The 17,061-nt window shown below is 75.3% G+C and carries 9 protein-coding genes; all 9 read right to left on the reverse strand.

Annotated elements, in window-relative coordinates; translation table 11 throughout:
• Window positions 1-24: 24 nt before the first annotated feature.
• The 9 genes from ACFYUY_RS09435 to ACFYUY_RS09475 all read right to left on the reverse strand — a co-directional run bounded on the left by ACFYUY_RS09435 (window position 25) and on the right by ACFYUY_RS09475 (window position 17,008).
• Window positions 25-1,020, reverse strand: coding sequence for a TauD/TfdA family dioxygenase (locus ACFYUY_RS09435; RefSeq protein WP_360211031.1), 996 nt, complete (start codon window positions 1,018-1,020; stop codon window positions 25-27).
• An 8-nt stretch (window positions 1,021-1,028) separates the two neighbouring features.
• Window positions 1,029-1,241, reverse strand: coding sequence for an MbtH family protein (locus tag ACFYUY_RS09440; protein ID WP_360211033.1), 213 nt, complete (start codon window positions 1,239-1,241; stop codon window positions 1,029-1,031).
• Between the two features lie 155 nt (window positions 1,242-1,396).
• On the reverse strand, window positions 1,397-2,581 hold the full coding sequence (locus ACFYUY_RS09445) for a cytochrome P450 (RefSeq protein WP_387899644.1): 1,185 nt from the start codon (window positions 2,579-2,581) through the stop codon (window positions 1,397-1,399).
• Window positions 2,575-3,360, reverse strand: coding sequence for a thioesterase II family protein (locus ACFYUY_RS09450; protein WP_387899646.1), 786 nt, complete (start codon window positions 3,358-3,360; stop codon window positions 2,575-2,577). Before ACFYUY_RS09450 ends, ACFYUY_RS09445 begins: the two co-directional genes overlap by 7 nt.
• A 7-nt stretch (window positions 3,361-3,367) precedes the next feature.
• Entirely contained in the window at window positions 3,368-5,164 is a 1,797-nt protein-coding gene (locus ACFYUY_RS09455) for a non-ribosomal peptide synthetase (protein ID WP_387899648.1), read from the reverse strand.
• 9 nt (window positions 5,165-5,173) lie between these two features.
• A complete protein-coding gene (locus ACFYUY_RS09460) occupies window positions 5,174-9,622 on the reverse strand; it encodes an amino acid adenylation domain-containing protein (protein WP_387899649.1) in 4,449 nt (1,482 codons plus the stop codon).
• A 32-nt stretch (window positions 9,623-9,654) separates the two neighbouring features.
• Window positions 9,655-14,511, reverse strand: a complete 4,857-nt coding sequence (locus tag ACFYUY_RS09465) for an amino acid adenylation domain-containing protein (protein WP_387899651.1) — start codon at window positions 14,509-14,511, stop codon at window positions 9,655-9,657.
• A 137-nt stretch (window positions 14,512-14,648) separates the two neighbouring features.
• A complete protein-coding gene (locus ACFYUY_RS09470; RefSeq protein ID WP_387900013.1) occupies window positions 14,649-15,932 on the reverse strand; it encodes a glutamate synthase-related protein in 1,284 nt (427 codons plus the stop codon).
• Window positions 15,933-16,015: 83 nt separating this feature from the next.
• Window positions 16,016-17,008, reverse strand: a complete 993-nt coding sequence (locus ACFYUY_RS09475) for an asparagine synthetase A (RefSeq protein WP_387899653.1) — start codon at window positions 17,006-17,008, stop codon at window positions 16,016-16,018.
• Window positions 17,009-17,061: the final 53 nt, after the last annotated feature.

Below are 17,061 nucleotides of genomic sequence, written 5' to 3' on the forward strand. Positions count from 1 at the left end.
CACGGCACGGGGTGTTCGGAGGGGTCAGGCGTCGGCGAGGACGGGCCGGACACTGGGCCGGCAGTCCAGGACGTCGACGGGCTGCCCCATCGAGACGGCGATCCTGCGGTCGCCGCGGTACGGGTCGCGGCCGTGGGCACAGAGCACGTTGTCGACCAGCATCACGTCGCCGACCTGCCAGCGTTCGCGCACGGTCGCCGCGTGGTAGGCCTCGTTGAGGGCGTCGACGTCGGCGCGTCCGAGCGGTTCGCCGTCACCGAAGCCGGTGTTGAACGGGAAGCCGTCCGGTCCGAACTCGTCGGTCATCGCCTCGCGGATGTCCGGGTCGAGCGACCACTCGTTCCAGAACGCGAGGTGGTTGAACCAGACCTCCTCGTCGGTGGCCGGGTGGCGGATGGTGCCGGGGCGCAGCTGCCGGGTGCGCAGGTTGCCGTCCGGCAGCCACTCGCAGGTGATGCCGTTCTCCCGGCAGTAGGCCTCGACCTCGGACCGGTCCTCGGTGGCGAAGGCGGTGCGCCAGCCGAGCGAGACGTAGTCGGAGTAGTTGCGGGTGAGCGTCCAGCCGGAGGCCCGCATCCGCTCGACGAGGTGCGCGGGCAGCTCGTCGAGCACCCGGCGGCAGTCGGCGGTCGGGGTGGCCCCGCCCTCCTCCGGGGCGACCAGGCAGGCGAAGAGCAGCCGGCCGGGGAAGGTGAGGGTGTAGCTGTTCTCGTTGTGCATCCGGATCGGCTGGGCCGGCGGCAGGTCGGTGGAGGAGAAGACGCCGTTGCCGTAGTCGCTGCGCGGGGTGGCCTTCTCCCGGTACGGGGTGCGCTCGGGGATGAGGACGTCGCGCACGGCGGCGACGTCCTCGGTGCTCGCGACCGGCAGGCCGCGCAGGAAGATCGTGCCGTGCCGGTGCAGGGCCTCGGTGAGGCCCGCCTCGTTCTCGCGCAGCCACTCGCAGGCCTCGCCGAGGTCCGCGGTGCGCGGCGCGTGGGCGAGGGCCGGGCGGCCGGGGTTCAGTTCCCAGGTCGGCATGGTGGCGCTCACTGACCGGCGAGGGAGGCGGTCAGGCTGGCGGGCCTGATGTCGGTCCAGTTGGCCTCGATGTAGTCGAGGCAGCCCTGGCGGGTGTCCTCGCCGTGGACGGTGGTCCAGCCGGCCGGGACGTCGATCCAGACGGGCCACAGGGAGTGCTGGTCCTCGTGGTTGGCCAGCACCAGGTAGCCGGCGTTGTCGTCCTCGAACGGGTTGCTCATGGTGTCCTCCTTGGGTTGCTTCGAAGGTATGGCCGGGGCGGGGGACGGAAGGGCAGGAGTCGAGGCAGGAACTGGGCAGTTCGGCCGGTGCGGGACGACCGCCCGGGCGGGACCGGCCGGCGCGGGCCGGGGTCGGGCGCGGGCGCGGGCCGGGCTCAGCGCGGGGTGAGCCGGACCGGGAAGTGGTCCAGGCCGAAGTTGATGATCGAGCGGTTGTGGGTGACCGGGCCGGTCGGCTCGATCGTGGCCACGCGGTCGAGCATCGCGGTGAACAGGGCGCCGAGTTCGGCCTTGGCCAGCGGCGCGCCGATGCAGTAGTGGGCGCCGAGGCCGAGCGCGAGGTGCTTGTTGGGGGCGCGGTCGAGCAGGATCTCCTCGGGCCGGTCGAAGGCCTCCGGGTCCCGGTTGGCGGACCACACCCAGACCGCGACGCGGTCGCCGCGGCGGATGGTGCGGCCGTCGAGTTCGGTGTCCCGGCTGGCGGTGCGTAGGGTGTGCAGCCCGACCGAGGTCCAGCGCAGCAGTTCGTCCAGGGCGGTGTCCATGCCGACCTCGCCGCGCTGCAGCCGCCGCCACAGGTCCGGGTGCTGGACGAGCGTGTGCAGCCCCATGGCGGCGGTGTGGCGGACGGTCTGCACGCCGCCGACCACGATGTTGTCCAGGTTGAGGACGACGTCCTCGATCGGCAGCAGCCGGCCGCCGACCCGGTAGGTGGCCATCTTGCTGATCAGGTCGTCGCGCGGGTCGGTGCGGCGCAGCATCACCTGGTGCAGCAGGTACGGGATGAGCTGCTGGTGGCCGGCCCGGCGCTCCTCGGGGGTGCGGCCGAGGAAGGCGACGTCGCAGACCCGTTCGACCATCTCCCGGTCGCCCTCGGGGACGTCCAGCAGGTCGCACATGACGGACAGCGGCAGGGCGGAGACGGCGTCGACGAGGTCCACCTCGCCCAGCTCGACGGCCCGGTCGACGATCGAGGCGGCGAGGTCGGTGATGCCGCGGGCCGCGCCGCGCACCGGGCCGGGGGCGAAGAACGGGTTGGCGGGGGCGCGCAGTTCGCGGTGCCGGGGCGGGTCGGTGAGGGCCATCATCCGGCCGGAGCCGACCGGCACGTTGCCCTCGCCGGCGCCGAGCAGCGAGCCCTGTTCGGAGCTGTAGAGGGCGGCGTTGCGCAGCACCTCGGCGGAGTGCTTGTACGAGAGCACCGACCAGACCGGCCCGTCGTCGACGGTGTCGGTGCGGTGGACGGCCGCCTCGCTGCGCAGCTCCGCGACCAGCTCGGGGGTGTCGGGGCGGGCCCAGAGGTCCGGGTCGGTGAGGTCGATCGCGGTGGTGGTCAGCATGAGTACTCCGTGGTGGGCTGGTGGGCGGCGCCGCGCCGCGCGATGAGGGAGGTCAGCAGGTCGACCGGGCCGGGCCCGTCGACGGTGGCGAGCAGGTGTCCGCCGGGGACGACGTGGTGGCCGGAGCCGCCGCGGGTGTGCTCCGCCCAGCCCTCCAGCCGGGCGGCTCCGAGCATCGGGTCGTCGGCGCCGATGACGGTGTGCAGGTCGGAGCCGATCGGGGGGTGCGGGCGGGGCCGGTAGGTGGCGACCACGGCGAGGTCGGTGCGGATGCCGTGCAGCGCGTGTTCCTTCAACTCCGCCTCGCTCTGGACGAGTTCGCCCATCCCGGCGAGGCGCAGCAGGTCGTCGGCGGTGTGCTGGGGGCGGTCCCGGCCGGTCCAGGTGGCGGGCGGCGAGGCGGAGGCCGCGATGACCAGTTCGGGCCGCCGCTCGGCGGGCAGCGCCCGGGCGACCTCGTAGCCGAGCAGGGCGCCGAAGCTCTGCCCGTAGAAGCCGAACCGACCGGTCAGGTGCGGGGTGAGGGCCTCCACGACCTCGTCGACCAGGAGGTCGAAGCTCGCCGGCATCGGGTGGCCGAAGCGGCCGCCGCGGGCGGGCGGGCGCAGCGCCCAGACCTCCGCGGCCGGGGCGAGGGCGCGGGCGAGCGGGGTGTAGGCGGTGGCGTCCCCCCCGGCGTGCGGGAAGCAGAACAGCCGGAACGCGGGCCGGGGCTGGGGCGCGGGGACGAACAGCCAGTCCCCCTCGACGCGGGGTCGCACCCGCGTGGCGGTGGTCATGCGCCGCTCACCGGGCCCGGGCGGTCAGGGCCGGGCGGGGCGCGGCGGTGCCGGCCTCGACGGCCCGCCCGACGGTGGCGGTGAAGGCGGCCAGGTCGGCCGAGTCGAGCAGGTGGCGCAGCTGGAGCTCGATGCCGAGCCGGCGGCGCAGCAGGTGGACGACCCGCAGCGCGGCGAGGGAGTGCCCGCCGAGGGAGAAGAAGTCGTCGGTGGGCAGGACGCCGCTCACGCCGAGCACGGTGCTCCAGACCTCGGCGACCTGCTCCGCCAGTCCCCCGGCCCCCTCGGCCCCGGCATCGGCGGCGGACGGCTCCGCGGCGGCGGCCGCGGGGGCGGGCAGCGCCACGAGGTCGACCTTGCCGTTCGGGGTGAGCGGCATGGCGTCCAGCACGGTGATCACCGAGGGCACCAGGTGGGCCGGCACGGTGGCCCGCAGCCGCTCGGTGAGCTCGGCGGCGGTGACGGCGCCGGTGACGTAGCCGGCGAGCCTGCGGTCGCCGGGGGCGGGCTCGTGCACGGTGACGGCGGCGGCCCGGACGCCGTCCAGCCCGGCCAGGGCGTGCTCGACCTCGCCGAGCTCGATCCGGTAGCCGCGCACCTTGACCTGGCGGTCCACCCGGCCGACGTACTCCAGCCGGCCGCCCTCGCCGCGCCGGGCCTGGTCCCCGGTGCGGTACATGCGGGAGCCGGGTTCGTCGGACGGGTCGGCGAACGGGCAGGCGACGAAGCGTTCGGCGGTCAGGCCGGGCCGGCCGAGGTAGCCGTGGGCGAGCCCGGGCCCGGCCAGGTAGACCTCGCCGACGACGCCGTCGGCGACCGGGGCGAGCTTCTCGTCGAGCAGGTGCAGGCGCACGCCCGGCAGCGGCTCGCCGAGGTGCGGGCCGGGGCCGCTGATCGGCGCGGTGACGGCGTCGACGGTGCACTCGGTGGGCCCGTACAGGTTGAGCGCGTCGATGCCGCCGTCGGCCAGTTCGCGCCAGGTGCGCTCGGGGACGGCCTCGCCGCCCATGAACAGCCGCGGCACCCGGGCGCCGCCGAGCGGCTCGCGCAGCAGCTCCCAGTGCGAGGGGGTGAGGTCGAGGTCGGTGACGCCGTGCTCGGCGAGCAGGGCGGCCGTCCTGGCCGGGTCGGCGCGCTGCTCGTCGCCGATGACCAGGACGGTGTCGCCGCGGCAGATCCGGGCCCACTGCTGGACGGAGGCGTCGAAGGAGACGCTGGCGTTCCAGCCGACCACGCCGGGCTCGGCGCGGTAGGCGCCGGCGGCCTCCAGCGCGGTCACCAGGGCCGCGACGGCGCCGCGGGACACCTCGACGCCCTTGGGGCGGCCGGTGGAGCCGGAGGTGTAGATGACGTACGCCGGGTCGAGCGGGTTCACCTGCCCGGGGAGGTCGTCGGCGGTCGGCTCGGGGCCGTCCTCGGCGGCGGCGTCGGGGTGCAGCACCGGCACGCCCTGGGCGGCCGGGAGGCCGTCGGCGCTGATCAGGGCGGCGAGCCGGGCGTCGGAGGCCATGAAGGCGAGGCGCTCGGCCGGGTAGGCCGGGTCGAGCGGGACGTAGGCGGCGCCGGCCCGCCAGACGGCGAGCAGCGCGACCGGCAGGTCGGCGGTGCGGCGGAGGTGGACGCCGACCCGGTCGCCGCGGCCGACGCCGAGCCCGCGCAGGGCGCGGGCCAGGGCGGCGGTGCGACGGTCGAGGGCGGCGAAGTCCAGGCTGGCGGTGCCGGTCTCCCCCGCGGGGGCGAGGACGGCGATGCGCGCGGGGTGGGCGGCGACGGCGGTGCGCAGGCGGTGCAGCAGGTCGGTCATGACGGTTCCTCAGGACTCTCGGGCCGCGGTGGCCATGGTGTGCAGGGCTGCCGTGTAGGCGTCGATGAACTGCTCGGCGGCGGTGTCGGTGACCAGGGACCGCTGGTGGTCGACGGCGAGCAGCACGCGCTGCGAGACCGGGTCCTGGATCAGCGAGGCGCCGAAGGCGAAGCTGTTGGGCTCGTGGCGCAGGGTCGGCTCGCAGCCGATCCGGCCGTCCACGATGCGGGCCGAGCTGAGCCGGCCCAGGGCGTGGAAGCGCAGGTAGCCGAACTGGCTGTCCAGCGCGGTGTCGGTCATCAGCCGGGCCAGGCGGGCGAAGGGCACCCGTCGGTGCGGCATCATGTCGAGCTCCTCCCGGTGCACCTCGCGGGCCAGGGCCAGCAGGTCGTCGGTGGGCTCGCAGCTGAGCGGGACGGTGTTGAGGAACAGCCCGTACACCTCGGTGCCGCCGAGCCGCTCCAGCCGGCCGTTGACGGCGAGGCCGGTGGTGACGCGCCGCCGACCGGTCATGGCGGCGAGGGCGTGCAGGTGGGCGGCGAGCGCGACCGACTTGATCGGCACGGCCAGCGCGTCGGCGACCTCCCGCAGCTGGTCGGGCGCCTCGGGCAGGACCCGTTCGACGGTGCGCGGCGCCTCGTGCACGTCCTCGCTGCCGGGGAACAGCTGGCCGCTGGCGCCGGCGAGCCGGTCGCGCCAGTAGGCGAGCGACTGCTCGTCCCCGGCGGCCCGCCGTTCGACGGCCACGAAGTCGCGGAAGGCGGTGCGCGGCGGCGGGGTGGGGGCGCCGAGCGGGTCGGCGGCGAGGGCGGTGTGGCGTTCCAGGATCTCGGTGAGCAGGGAGGTGAAGCTCCAGCCGTCCAGGATGGCGTGGTGCTCGGAGACGGTGAGCTGGAAGGCGTCCTCGGCGAGGCGCTGCACGGTGATCCGGAACAGCGGCGGGGCGGTGAGGTCGAAGGGGGTCCGGCGGTGGGTGTCGAAGACCTCCCGGACGGCCGCGTCCTGGTCGGGTTCGCCGCGCAGGTCGGCGAAGTCGACGGGGGCGGGCAGCCGGCCGTGGACGAGCTGCAGGGGTTCGCCGTAGCCGGACAGGTCGAGGCCGGTGCGCAGCACCGCGTGGCGTTCCATGGCCTCGGCGACGGAGCGGCGGAAGGCCTGTTCGTCGAGGTGGCCGGAGATCCGGTAGGAGTTGACGTTGTGGTAGCTGTCGGTGCCGCCGGCGATCTCCATGTGGAAGACCATGGAGAGCTGCATGGACACCATCGGGTAGGCGTCGGCGAGCCCGGGCGGCAGGTCGGCGCGGTCCTCCGGGGTGAGCAGGGCGAACGGCTCGCGGGCGTCCGCGTCCTCCTCGACGGGCTGCGCCAGGGGCAGCAGGGCGGCGACGGTGGGGGCGTTGAAGACGTCCCGCAGGGTGACCCCCCAGCCGCGCTCGTGCAGCGCGCCGGCGAGCTGGACGGCCCGGATGGAGTCGCCGCCGAGGTGGAAGAAGTCGTCGTGGACGCCGATGCCGTCCACGCCGAGGACCTCCGTCCAGACGGCGGCGAAGGCCTCCTCCTCCGGGGTGCGCGGCTCGACGTGGTGGCCGCCGGCGGCGGTGCTGCGCTGGCCGGGGGCGGGCAGCGCGCCGCGGTCCACCTTGCCGTTGACGGTGAGCGGCAGCGACTCCAGCACGGTGTAGCTCGCCGGGACCATGTACGGCGGCAGGGTGCGGCCGAGGAAGGCGCGGACGTCGGCGGGCTCGCGCCCGGTGACGTACGCGGCGAGCCGGTCCTCGTGCACGGTGACGACGCAGGCGTCGACGTCCGGGTGGGCGGCGAGCGCGTTCTCGATCTCGCCGAGCTCGATCCGGAAGCCGCGCAGCTTGACCTGGAAGTCGGCGCGCCCGATGTACTCGAGTCCGCCGTCGGGCAGTCGGCGGGCGACGTCTCCGGTGCGGTAGAGCCGGGCCCCGGGCGGGCCGTACGGGTCGGCGACGAAGCGGCCGGCGGTGAGGCCGGGGCGGCCCCAGTAGCCGTGGGCGAGGCTGCCGCCGCCGATGTACAGCTCGCCGGCGGCGCCGGGCGGCGCCGGCCGCAGCCAGTCGTCGAGGACCTGCGCGGTCAGGTGCGGCATGGGCGCGCCGATCAGGCTGCGCTCGAAGCCGGTGCTGCCGGCCAGGTCGTGGGTGGTGACGTGGACGGTGGTCTCGGTGATGCCGTACAGGTTGCAGAGCCGGGCCGGCGGGGGCGGGTCGAGTTCGAACCAGCGCTGGACGACGGCCGGGTCCAGGGCCTCCCCGCCGAGCATGATCCACTTCAGTGCGGACAGGTCGCGCGGGCTGCGGCGCAGCACGGGCTCCAGCTGGCGCAGCGCCGAGGGGGTGAGGCAGAGGAAGGAGACCCGCTCCTCCTCCAGCAGCTGGGCGAACTCCTCGGGCGAGCGGCTGGTCACGTAGGGGACGACGACCAGGCGGGCGCCGTGCAGCAGGGCGCCCCACATCTCCCAGACCGTCCAGTCGAAGGCGTAGCTGTGGAAGAGCGTCCAGGTCTCCTCCGGGCCGAACCCGAAGTGCTCCGCGCCGTCCGCCATGAGGCGGCTGACGTGCTCGTGGGCGACGGCGACGCCCTTGGGGCGGCCGGTGGAGCCGGAGGTGAAGATGATGTAGGCGACGTCGCCGGGGCGGCCGGCGGCGGGCGGGCGGGTGTCCGGCCGGGCGGCCAGGTCGGCGGCCTCGGCGGTCAGGTCGTAGGCCTGCCAGGGGCCCTCCGGCACGCGGTCCGGTCGGTCGGTGACGACGAGGGTGACGTCCGCGTCGTCGAAGACCAGCGCGGCGCGGCCGGCCGGGGCGGCCAGGTCGACGGGCACGTACGCGGCGCCGGTCTTCAGCACGCCGAGGACGGTGACCAGGACGTCGGCGGTGCGGTCCAGCAGCATGCCGATCCGGTCGCCGGGGCCGGCCCCGCGGGCGCGCAGGGCGTGCGCCAGGCGGTTGGCCCGGCGGTCGAGCTCGGCGTAGTCGAGGGTGCGGTCGGGGTCGCTGACGGCGGGCCGGTCGGGGTGGGCGTCGGCGGCCCGTTCGAACAGGTGGTGCAGGCAGTGGCCGGGGGTGTCGGTGGCCCGGGGGGCGTCGGCGCCGCGGGTGGTCAGCCGCAGCACGGTGGCGTCGGGTTCGTCCAGGGCCACGGTGAGCAGGGCGTCGAACTCGGTGGCGAGGCGCCGGACGGTCTCCGGGTCGAACAGCTCGCTGCGGTACTCGGCCTCCCCGCGCAGCTCGCCGTCACCGCCGTCGGCGTCGCCGCCGTCGAAGACGGACCAGGTGAGGTCGAACTTGCTGGTGCCGTTGGAACGCACCCGGGTCTCGGCGGTGGCCGGGCCGAGCGCGAGCGGGGTGCGGTCCTCGCTGTGGGCCCCGAACACCACCTGGACCAGCGGCGGGTGCTGTGCGCTGCGGGGGGCGCCGAGGTGGTCGACCAGCTGGTCGAAGGGCACGTCGAGGTAGCCGTAGGCCTCGAAGGCGACGTCCTGGACGTGCTCCAGCAGGCTGCGGAAGCCCATCGCCGGCGCGAGCCGCAGGCGCAGCGGCAGCAGGTTGACGAAGTAGCCGAGCAGGTGCTCCAGTTCGGGGCGGTCGCGGGTGGTGACCGGGGTGCCGATGACCAGGTCGTCGGCGCCGGTCCAGCGGTTCAGCAGCAGGGCGAAGGCGGCCAGCTGGACGGTGAACGGGGTGACGCCCTCCTCCTCGGCCAGGGCGCGCACCCGGGCCGCCGTGCCGGGGGCGAGGCCGAACGCCTCGGTCCGTCCGGCCGCGCCGCGCTCCGCCGGACGGGGCCGGTCGGTGGGCAGTTCCAGCAGCGGGGGCGCGCCGTCCAGCTGCTCCTTCCAGTGGGTCAGGTGCTCCTCGTACGAGGTGCCGAGCAGCTCCTCGGCGTGGTCGGCGCACTGCACGGTCAGCTCCGGCAGCACGGCCTCCCGGCCCGCCACGGCGGCGCCGTACAGCTCGGCCAGCTCGCGCCCGAAGACCTCCGCCGACCAGCCGTCCCAGACGATGTGGTGCACGGTGAACAGCAGCGTGGTGCGCTCGTCGGCGAGCCGGAAGGCCTCGGCGCGCAGCAGCGGGCCGGTGGCCAGGTCGAAGGGCTCGGCGCAGCGGGCCGCGAGCAGCTCCTCCAGGTGCTCGGCCTGCCGCGGGCCGGCGGCCCGCAGGTCGGTCACCGCGAGCGGGACGGCGAGGGCGGGGTGCACCTGCTGGCGCGGCCCGTCGGGGTGCAGCGCGAAGGTGGTGCGCAGCGCCTCCTGCCGGGCCACCACGGCGTCCAGCGCGCCCTGGAGCAGCGGCAGGTCGAGCGGGCCGGTGACGTCCACCGTCCAGGGGGTGCAGTAGGTGACGGCCTGCGGGTCGAGGCGGTCGAGGAACCAGAGGCCGCGCTGCAGCCCCGAGACGGGCGCGGTGCGCTCCGGGTGGTCGGACGGGCTCACGGCCTCGTTCCCTTCGTGTGCGGTCCGGCCCGTCATCGGGCGGCCAGGCGTTCGGCGATGGCGCTCACGGTCCGGGCCCGGAACACCAGTTGCGGGGGGACGCGGGTGCCGGTCTCCCGGGACAGCCGCATCGCGACCCGGACGGCGGCCAGCGAGTTGCCGCCGATCCGGAAGAAGTTGTCCTCCCGGCCCACCTCGGCGAGGTCGAGCACCTCGCGCATCGCGTCGGCGACCAGCCGTTCGGCCCCGGTCAGCGGCTCGGTGGCGGCGGCCCGGCGCCCGGCGGGGGCGGGCAGCGCCCGTCGGTCCACCTTCCCGTTGTGGTTGAGCGGCAGCGCGTCCAGGACGTCGAGGGTGGCGGGCACCATGTGCTCGGGCAGCAGGCCGGCCAGGTGGTCGAGCAGGGCGTCCGGGCCGGGCGCGTCGGCGCCGACGGTGACGTAGGCGGCGAGGCGGCGGTCGCCCGGGGCGGGCTCGTGGACGGTGACGGCGGCCTCCCGGACGGCCGGGTGGCGGGTGAGCGCGTCCTCGATCTCGCCCGGCTCGACCCGGAAGCCGCGGATCTTGACCTGGTCGTCGATCCGGCCGGTGACCTCCAGCAGGCCGTCGGCGCCGACGTGGCCGAGGTCGCCGGTGCGGTAGAGGCGTTCGCCGGGGGCGCCGAACGGGGAGGCGACGAAGCGCTCCGCGGTCAGGCCGGGCCGGCCGAGGTAGCCGTACGCGAGTCCGCCGCCAGAGGCGTACAGTTCGCCGGTCACCCCGGGCTCGACCGGGCGCAGCAGTTCGTCCAGGACGAGGACGCCCTTGCCGTTCAGCGCTCTGCCGATCGGGACGGAGGCGCCGGTGACGTCCTCCGGGCCGACCTGGTGGCAGGTGGTCAGGCCGAGGCTCTCGACCGGGCCGTAGCCGTTGGCGACCGCCAGGCCCGGGTGGTTCTCCAGGGCCTTGGCCACGTGGGTGACGGAGGCCCGCTCACCGGCCGTGATGGCGAGCCCGAGGCCGTCGTAGGTCTCCGGGAACTCCTCCAGCAGGAAGTTGAACAGGCTCGCGGAGAGCTGGAGCTGGGTGACGCCGTGGCGGCGGGTCAGTTCGGCGATGGTCTGCGGCTCCGGCCGCTGCCCGGGCTGCAGGACGCAGACGGCGCCGAAGCAGAGCGCGCCGTAGAGCTCCAGCGCGAAGGCGTCCCAGGAGACCGGCGAGCACTGCAGCCAGACCTCGTCCGGCCCGAAGCGGGCGTAGTCCTGGCCGAGGTAGGTGGTGGTGAGGGCGCGGTGCGGGACGGCCGTCGCCTTGGGGCGTCCGGTGGAGCCGGAGGTGAACATCACGCAGGCGAGGTCGGCGCCGTCCACCGGCAGGCCGAGGTCGTGCGGGGCGTACCGGGCCAGTTCGGCGGCCGAGGCGTCCAGGTCGACCCGGTTCGGCACGGCGAACGGCACCGGTCCGTTCCGGTGGGTGATCACCGTGGCGGCGCTCGTGTCGGCGACCGCGCCGGCCAGCCGCTCGGCCGGGAAGTCCGGGTCGAGCAGGGTGTAGGCGGCGCCGGTCTTGAGCGCGGCGAGCAGCCCCGTGACGAGGTCCGGTCCGCGCTCGGCCAGCACCGCGACGGTGTCGCCGCGGCCGATGCCCCGGCCCGCCAGGTGACGGGCCAGCCGGTTCGCCGAGGCGTTCAACTCGCCGTAGGTGACGGTCCGTTCGCCGCAGACCAGGGCGGTGGCCCGGGGCGCGCGGGCGGCCTGCGCCTCGAACAGGGCGTGCACCGGCACCTCGACGGCGGCGGCCAGGGTGCCCAGCCACTCCTCGCACAGGCCGGCCATGGTGGCGGCGTCGAAGAGGTCGCTGTCGTACTCGAAGCGGCCGGTGAACCCGGTGCCGCGGTCGTCCACCGAGACCGACAGGTCGAAGCGGGAGACCGGGTTGGAGTGCAGGGCGCGGGTCACGGCGTGCCCGCCGACCGTGAACGGCCGGGAGTCCAGCGGGTGCAGCTCCAGCAGCACCTGGCAGAGCGGGTTGCGGTCCTCGGGGCGCTCGTCGAGCACCGCGTTGGCGATGTCGTCGAAGGGCACCTCCTGGTGGCGGTAGCCGCCGATCGACACCTCCCGCACGTGCCGGACCAGCTCACGGAAGGAGACGCCCTCCTCGACGGTCAGCCGCAGCGGCAGCAGGTTGACGAAGTAGCCGATCAGGCCGTCGAGTTCGGCCCGGCCGCGGACGTTCACCGGCGAGCCGAGCACCAGGTCGCGCTGCCCGGAGCGGCGTTGCAGGGTGAGGGCCAGCCCGGCGAGCAGCACCATGAACGGGGTGGCGTCCTCGCTCCGGGCGAGCGCCCGGACGGACTCGGCCACCGGGCCCGGCATGGTGAACCGGTGGAAGGCGCCGCGGAAGGCCTGTTCCTCGGGCCGGGGGTGGTCCGGCACCAGCGCCGGGGCGGTCGGCGCGTCGCGCAGGGTCTCCCGCCAGTAGTCGAGCTGGCGTTCCGCGATGTCGTCCCGGTACTGCCAGGCCGCGTAGTCGCCGTACTGGACGGCGAGGTCCGGGAGCTCGGCGGGCCGGTCCTCGGCCAGGGCGGCGTACAGCTCCTGGAGTTCGGCCTCCAGGACGGGCAGCGAGCCCTCGTCCCAGACGATGTGGTGGAGGAGCAGCAGCAGGGTCGTCGCGCCGTCCGCGCGGAAGACCCGGGCCCGCAGCAGCGGGCCCCGCGCGAGGTCGAAGGGTTCCAGGGCGGCCTCGGCGACCAGGTCGTCCACCCGGTCCGCGGTGGTCTCGGTGAGCGTGAACGGCAGCTCCACCGCCGGGTGGACGACCTGGCGCGGGCCGTCCTCGGCGAGCTCGAAGGTCGTCCGCAGGCTCTCGTGCCGCGCCACCACCCCCTCCAGCGCCCGCCGCAGCAGCTCGGGATCGACCGGCCCCGAGAAGCGGAACACCCAGGGCACCACGTAGGTCGGGGCGTCCGGGTTCCACTGGTCGAGGAACCAGAGGCCGCGCTGGAACTTGGACAGCGGGGCCTCGGTGGCGCCCGAGCGCTCCAGCGCCGGGCGCTCGCCGCCGGCCGCGGAGCTCACCGCGGCGGCGAACTCGGCCAGCGTCGGAGCGTCGAAGATGGTGTACGGCGACACCATGCCGAAGACGTCGAAGACCCGGCCGACCACCCGCACGGCGGTCAGCGAATCGCCGCCCAGGTGGAAGAAGTTGTCGTCGGCGCCCACCTCGGGCACGCCGAGCACGTCCGCCCAGACCGCCGCGATCAGCTGCTCGGCGGGGGTGCGCGGCGGCCGGCCGACCGGCTTGCCCTCGGGCACGGCCTGCGGCTCCGGCAGCGCCCCGCGGTCGACCTTGCCACCGGCCGTCAGCGGGAACGCCTCCAGCGCGGTGACCGTCGCCGGGACCATGTGCTCGGGCAGCCGCTCGGCCAGCCAGGCGCGGAGCTCGGCGTACCCCGGCACCTCGCCGGTCGCGTAGGCGGCCAGCCGGCCCTCGTGCGCCACCACGACGCTGCCGGTGACGCCGGGGTGCCCGGCCAGCACCTGCTCGATCTCACCGGGCTCGACCCGGAAGCCGCGGATCTTCACCTGGTGGTCGCTGCGCCCGAGGAACTCCAGCGGCCCGTCCTCGGCGGTGCGGCGCACCAGGTCCCCGGTGCGGTACATCCGGGCGCCGGCGCGGCCGGCGGCGGCGTCGGCGGGTGCTCCGGCGGGCGGCTCCACGGGCTCCTGCGCGACGGCCGCCGCGAACGGGTCGGCGACGAAGCGCTCGGCGGTGAGGCCGGGGCGCCCCAGGTAGCCGGAGGCCAGCAGCGGCCCGCCGACGTACAGTTCGCCGGCCGTGCCGGGCGGCACGGGCCGCAGCCGCTCGTCCAGGACGTACAGCCGGCGCGCGCCGACCGCGTCACCGATCGGGACCAGGGCCTGCGGCTCCTCTCCCGCCAGCCGGTGGGTGGTGGCGGTGACGACCGTCTCGGTCGGCCCGTACGCGTTCAGCAGCGGCACCCCCGTCGCATCCCACCAGGCGGCGGCGGTCGCGGGCTCCAGCTTGTCGCTGCCCGAGATCATCAGCCGCAGGGTGCGCGGCGCCCGGCCCCCGAGGGCCGCGACCACGTCGCCGAAGTAGCCGGCGGCCAGGTTGGCGACGGTGACGCCCTCGGAGTCCAGCAGGTCGGCCAGCGCGGCCGGGGCGAGCAGCCCGTCCTCCGGGAGGACCAGGCAGGCGCCGACGGACAGCGCGCCGAGCACCTGCTCCACGGCCACGTCCACGGTCGGGCGGGCGAACTGCAGGACGACGTCGCGCTCGGTGAGCCCGAAGGTGTCGACCACGGCCGCCAGGTGGCCGGTCAGCGCGGCGAGCGGCACGTGCACGCCCTTGGGGCGGCCGGTGGTGCCGGAGGTGTAGATGACGTAGCCGGCGCCGCCCGCCGCCGGGCGCCCGGGCCCGGACGCCTCACCGGCCCCGGCGCGCCCGGTCGGCTCCTCGCCGTCGAGGACGAGCGAGGCGCCGGCGTCCTCGGCGATCCAGCGGTTGCGGTCCTCCGGGGCCTTCCGGTCCAGCGGCAGGTAGGTGCCGCCGGCCCGCAGGACCGCCAGCAGCCCGACCACGTGGTCCAGCCGGTCCCGGCCGGAGACGGCGACCGTCCGCCCGGGGGCGAGCCGGGCCGCGAGGGCGGCGATCAGGCCGTCCAGCTCCCGGTAGCTGATCGTCCGGCCGCCGGTCCGGACGGCCGGCCGCTCCGGGAAGCGCCGGACGGCGGCGGCGAAGGGCGCGAATCCGGCTTCCGCGAACCCGGTCTCCGTGAATCCGGTCTCCGTGAATCCGGTCTCCGTGAATCCGGCTTCCGCCGGTCCACCGTCCGCGAGTTCGTGTGCGGTGAATTCGGCAGGGAATCCGCGTGAGGACATCATCCACCCCAGATCGTGAGAATGTTCGGCGACGAGAACGACGATAGGGGGAATGTCGTGACCCTATCGGCAGAATGAGCGGAGGGAAATCGGCAGTTTCCTGGTGCCGCCTCCCGAACAGGCAGGACGTACGGCAGGAACTACCGGCTCGGGGTTCCCGGGAAATCCGCGGGGGACCACACGTCATCCCGGTCCAGGTCCTCCGGGGCGTATTTCCCGAGCGCACTGATCAGCAGTCGGAGTTCCAGCGCCAGGCATTCCGCGAAACGGTGGAGCCCGGATTCCCGGTCCTCCGCGACGGCGATCAGCGCCGCACGCCCGAGGCCCACCGCGCGGGCCCCCAGCGCCAGGCTCTTGACCGCCCGGGCGCCCTCCCAGATCCGCCCGGAGACCAGCAGGGAGGGCGGCGGCGCGGGGGCCAGCCGGCGCAGGCACTCCGCGAGCGGCAGCCCGACGTGCGGCAGGAACACCCCGGGCGCCCAGCCCGTGCCGCCCTCCGCACCGTCCACCACGACGGCGTCCGCCCCGGCCTCGTGCGCCACCCGGGCGGCCTCGGCCACGTCCCGGCCGGGGTAGAGCTTCACCCAGATCCGCACCCGGGGGTAGTTGTTGCGCATCAGCCGGATCTGCTGGCGCAGGATCTCCGCGGTGAAGGTGCCGGGGGTCGCCGAGCGCAGCACCCGGCCGTCGCCGAACAACGGGTCCAGCCCGAAGCGGTCGCCGAGCGCCGCGGCGGCCGCGGCGTCGAGCACGGTCATTCCGCCCAGGCCCGGCTTCGCGCCCTGGCCGACCTTCAGCTCGAAGGCCAGCCGGCCGGACTCCAGCAGCGGCAGCGCGGCCGGATCGCTGTGCACGAGGTTCCACACCTCGGCGTCGGCGTCCTCGGTGCTCTGCTGGACGGCCACGCCGCCGAGCCCGTCCGGGAGTTCCTCGGCGTAGGCGCGCAGCCGGCCGAGCAGCGTGCGGTCGGCCGCCTCGCCGAGCCGGCCGTAGCCGTTGACCGGCACCACGTTCTCGCCGATCACCATCGGGATCCCGAGCGCCCCGGCCTGCCGGCTCAGCGCCAGCCCGACGTCGCCGCCGGCGGCCCGGGTGGAGCCCGTCGCGGAGACGTAGACCGGCAGGGAGGAGGCGAACCCGCCGATGGGGGTGGCGAGTTCGACGTCCCGGTAGTCCGGCTCCCGGCCGAGGTCGATCAGCTTGGCGAGCCGCTTCGGCAGGAACAGCGGCGGGACGATCCGCAGCGCGTCCAGTGCGTCGGGCTCCGCCGCCGCCCCGTCCGCCGGCCCGGGCCGGCCGGCGCCGAACAGCACCCGGCCGTAGTCCTCGGCGGGCGGGAAGGCGGCGGCCGCCCCGGCCCGGGCCCGGCGCCGGACCTCCTGCTCCGGGAACCCCGGTGCGCTGAGGTCCCGCTCGGTGTCCACGCCGCCCGGACCGGCGGGGGTGGGCTGCCCGGCAGGGGCGGGCGTTCGCCCGCCCGGCTCGGCGAGGGCCTCGCTCGGCGCGGTCACGGCGACACCACCCCGGCGACCTTGGGGAAGGCGCTGGCCTGCCAGACGGCGTCCAGCCCGGCGACGTAGCGGGTGAACCGCTCGACGCCGATGCCGAAGCCGGCGCTGGCCGGCACGCCCTCGCGCACCAGGTCCAGGTACCAGCGGTACTTCTGCGGGTTCTCACCGGTCTCCCGCATCCGGGTGATGATCTCCGCGTAGTCGTTGGTGCGCTGGCTGCCGCTGCACAGCTCGCCGTAGCCCTCCGGCGCGAGCAGGTCGAAGTTGCGCAGCAGGCCCGGGTCGTCCGGGTGCTCCCGGTCGTAGAAGCCCCGTGAGCCCTTCGGGTAGTCGGTGACGAAGAACGGCCGGTCCCGCCGGGCCGACAGCAGGGCCTCGCCCTCCCAGTCGAGTTCGGCCTCGGCGCTCTGCGGGTGCCCGATCCCGCGCAGTTCCTCGACGGCCTCCGCGTGCCGGAGCCGGCCGAAGGAGCCCTGCAGGAGCTCGGCGAACGCCTGCGGGTCGCGGCCGAGTTCGGCGAACTCCTTGGGCAGCTCGCGCACCGCGCCGTCCACCATGTGCACCACCAGCTCCTCGGCCAGCTGGACGACCTCGTCCCGGCTCGCGCCGGCGACCTCCACGTCGAGCTGGTGGAACTCGGCCAGGTGCCGGTTCGTCCCGGCGGTCTCCAGCGGTTCCAGCCGGACGTTCGGGGCGATGCAGAAGATCTTGTCGAAGGCGAGCAGCGAGGCCTGCTTGTACAGGATCGCGCTGGTCATCAGCTTGTAGCGGTGGCCGTAGAAGTCGATGTCCACCTGCTTGGAGCCGCGCGCACCGGGGTCGGTGACCGGGCCGATGATCGGCGGCAGCAGCTCGGTGAAGCCGCGGCCGCGCAGGAACTCGCGGGCGGAGGCCAGCAGTTGCTGCTGGACGCGGAGCGCGCTCCGGGTGGTCGGCGCGGTCAGGTGCCGGCCCGGGTCGGTCGGGGGCAGGGGCGTGGCGTCGGGCATGGTCGGGGTCCTCTTCTCGCGGGGGTCGGTGGGCGTGCGGGTGCTGGGTGATG

This window comes from Kitasatospora sp. NPDC004745 (assembly GCF_042873275.1).
Lineage (GTDB): Bacteria > Actinomycetota > Actinomycetes > Streptomycetales > Streptomycetaceae > Kitasatospora.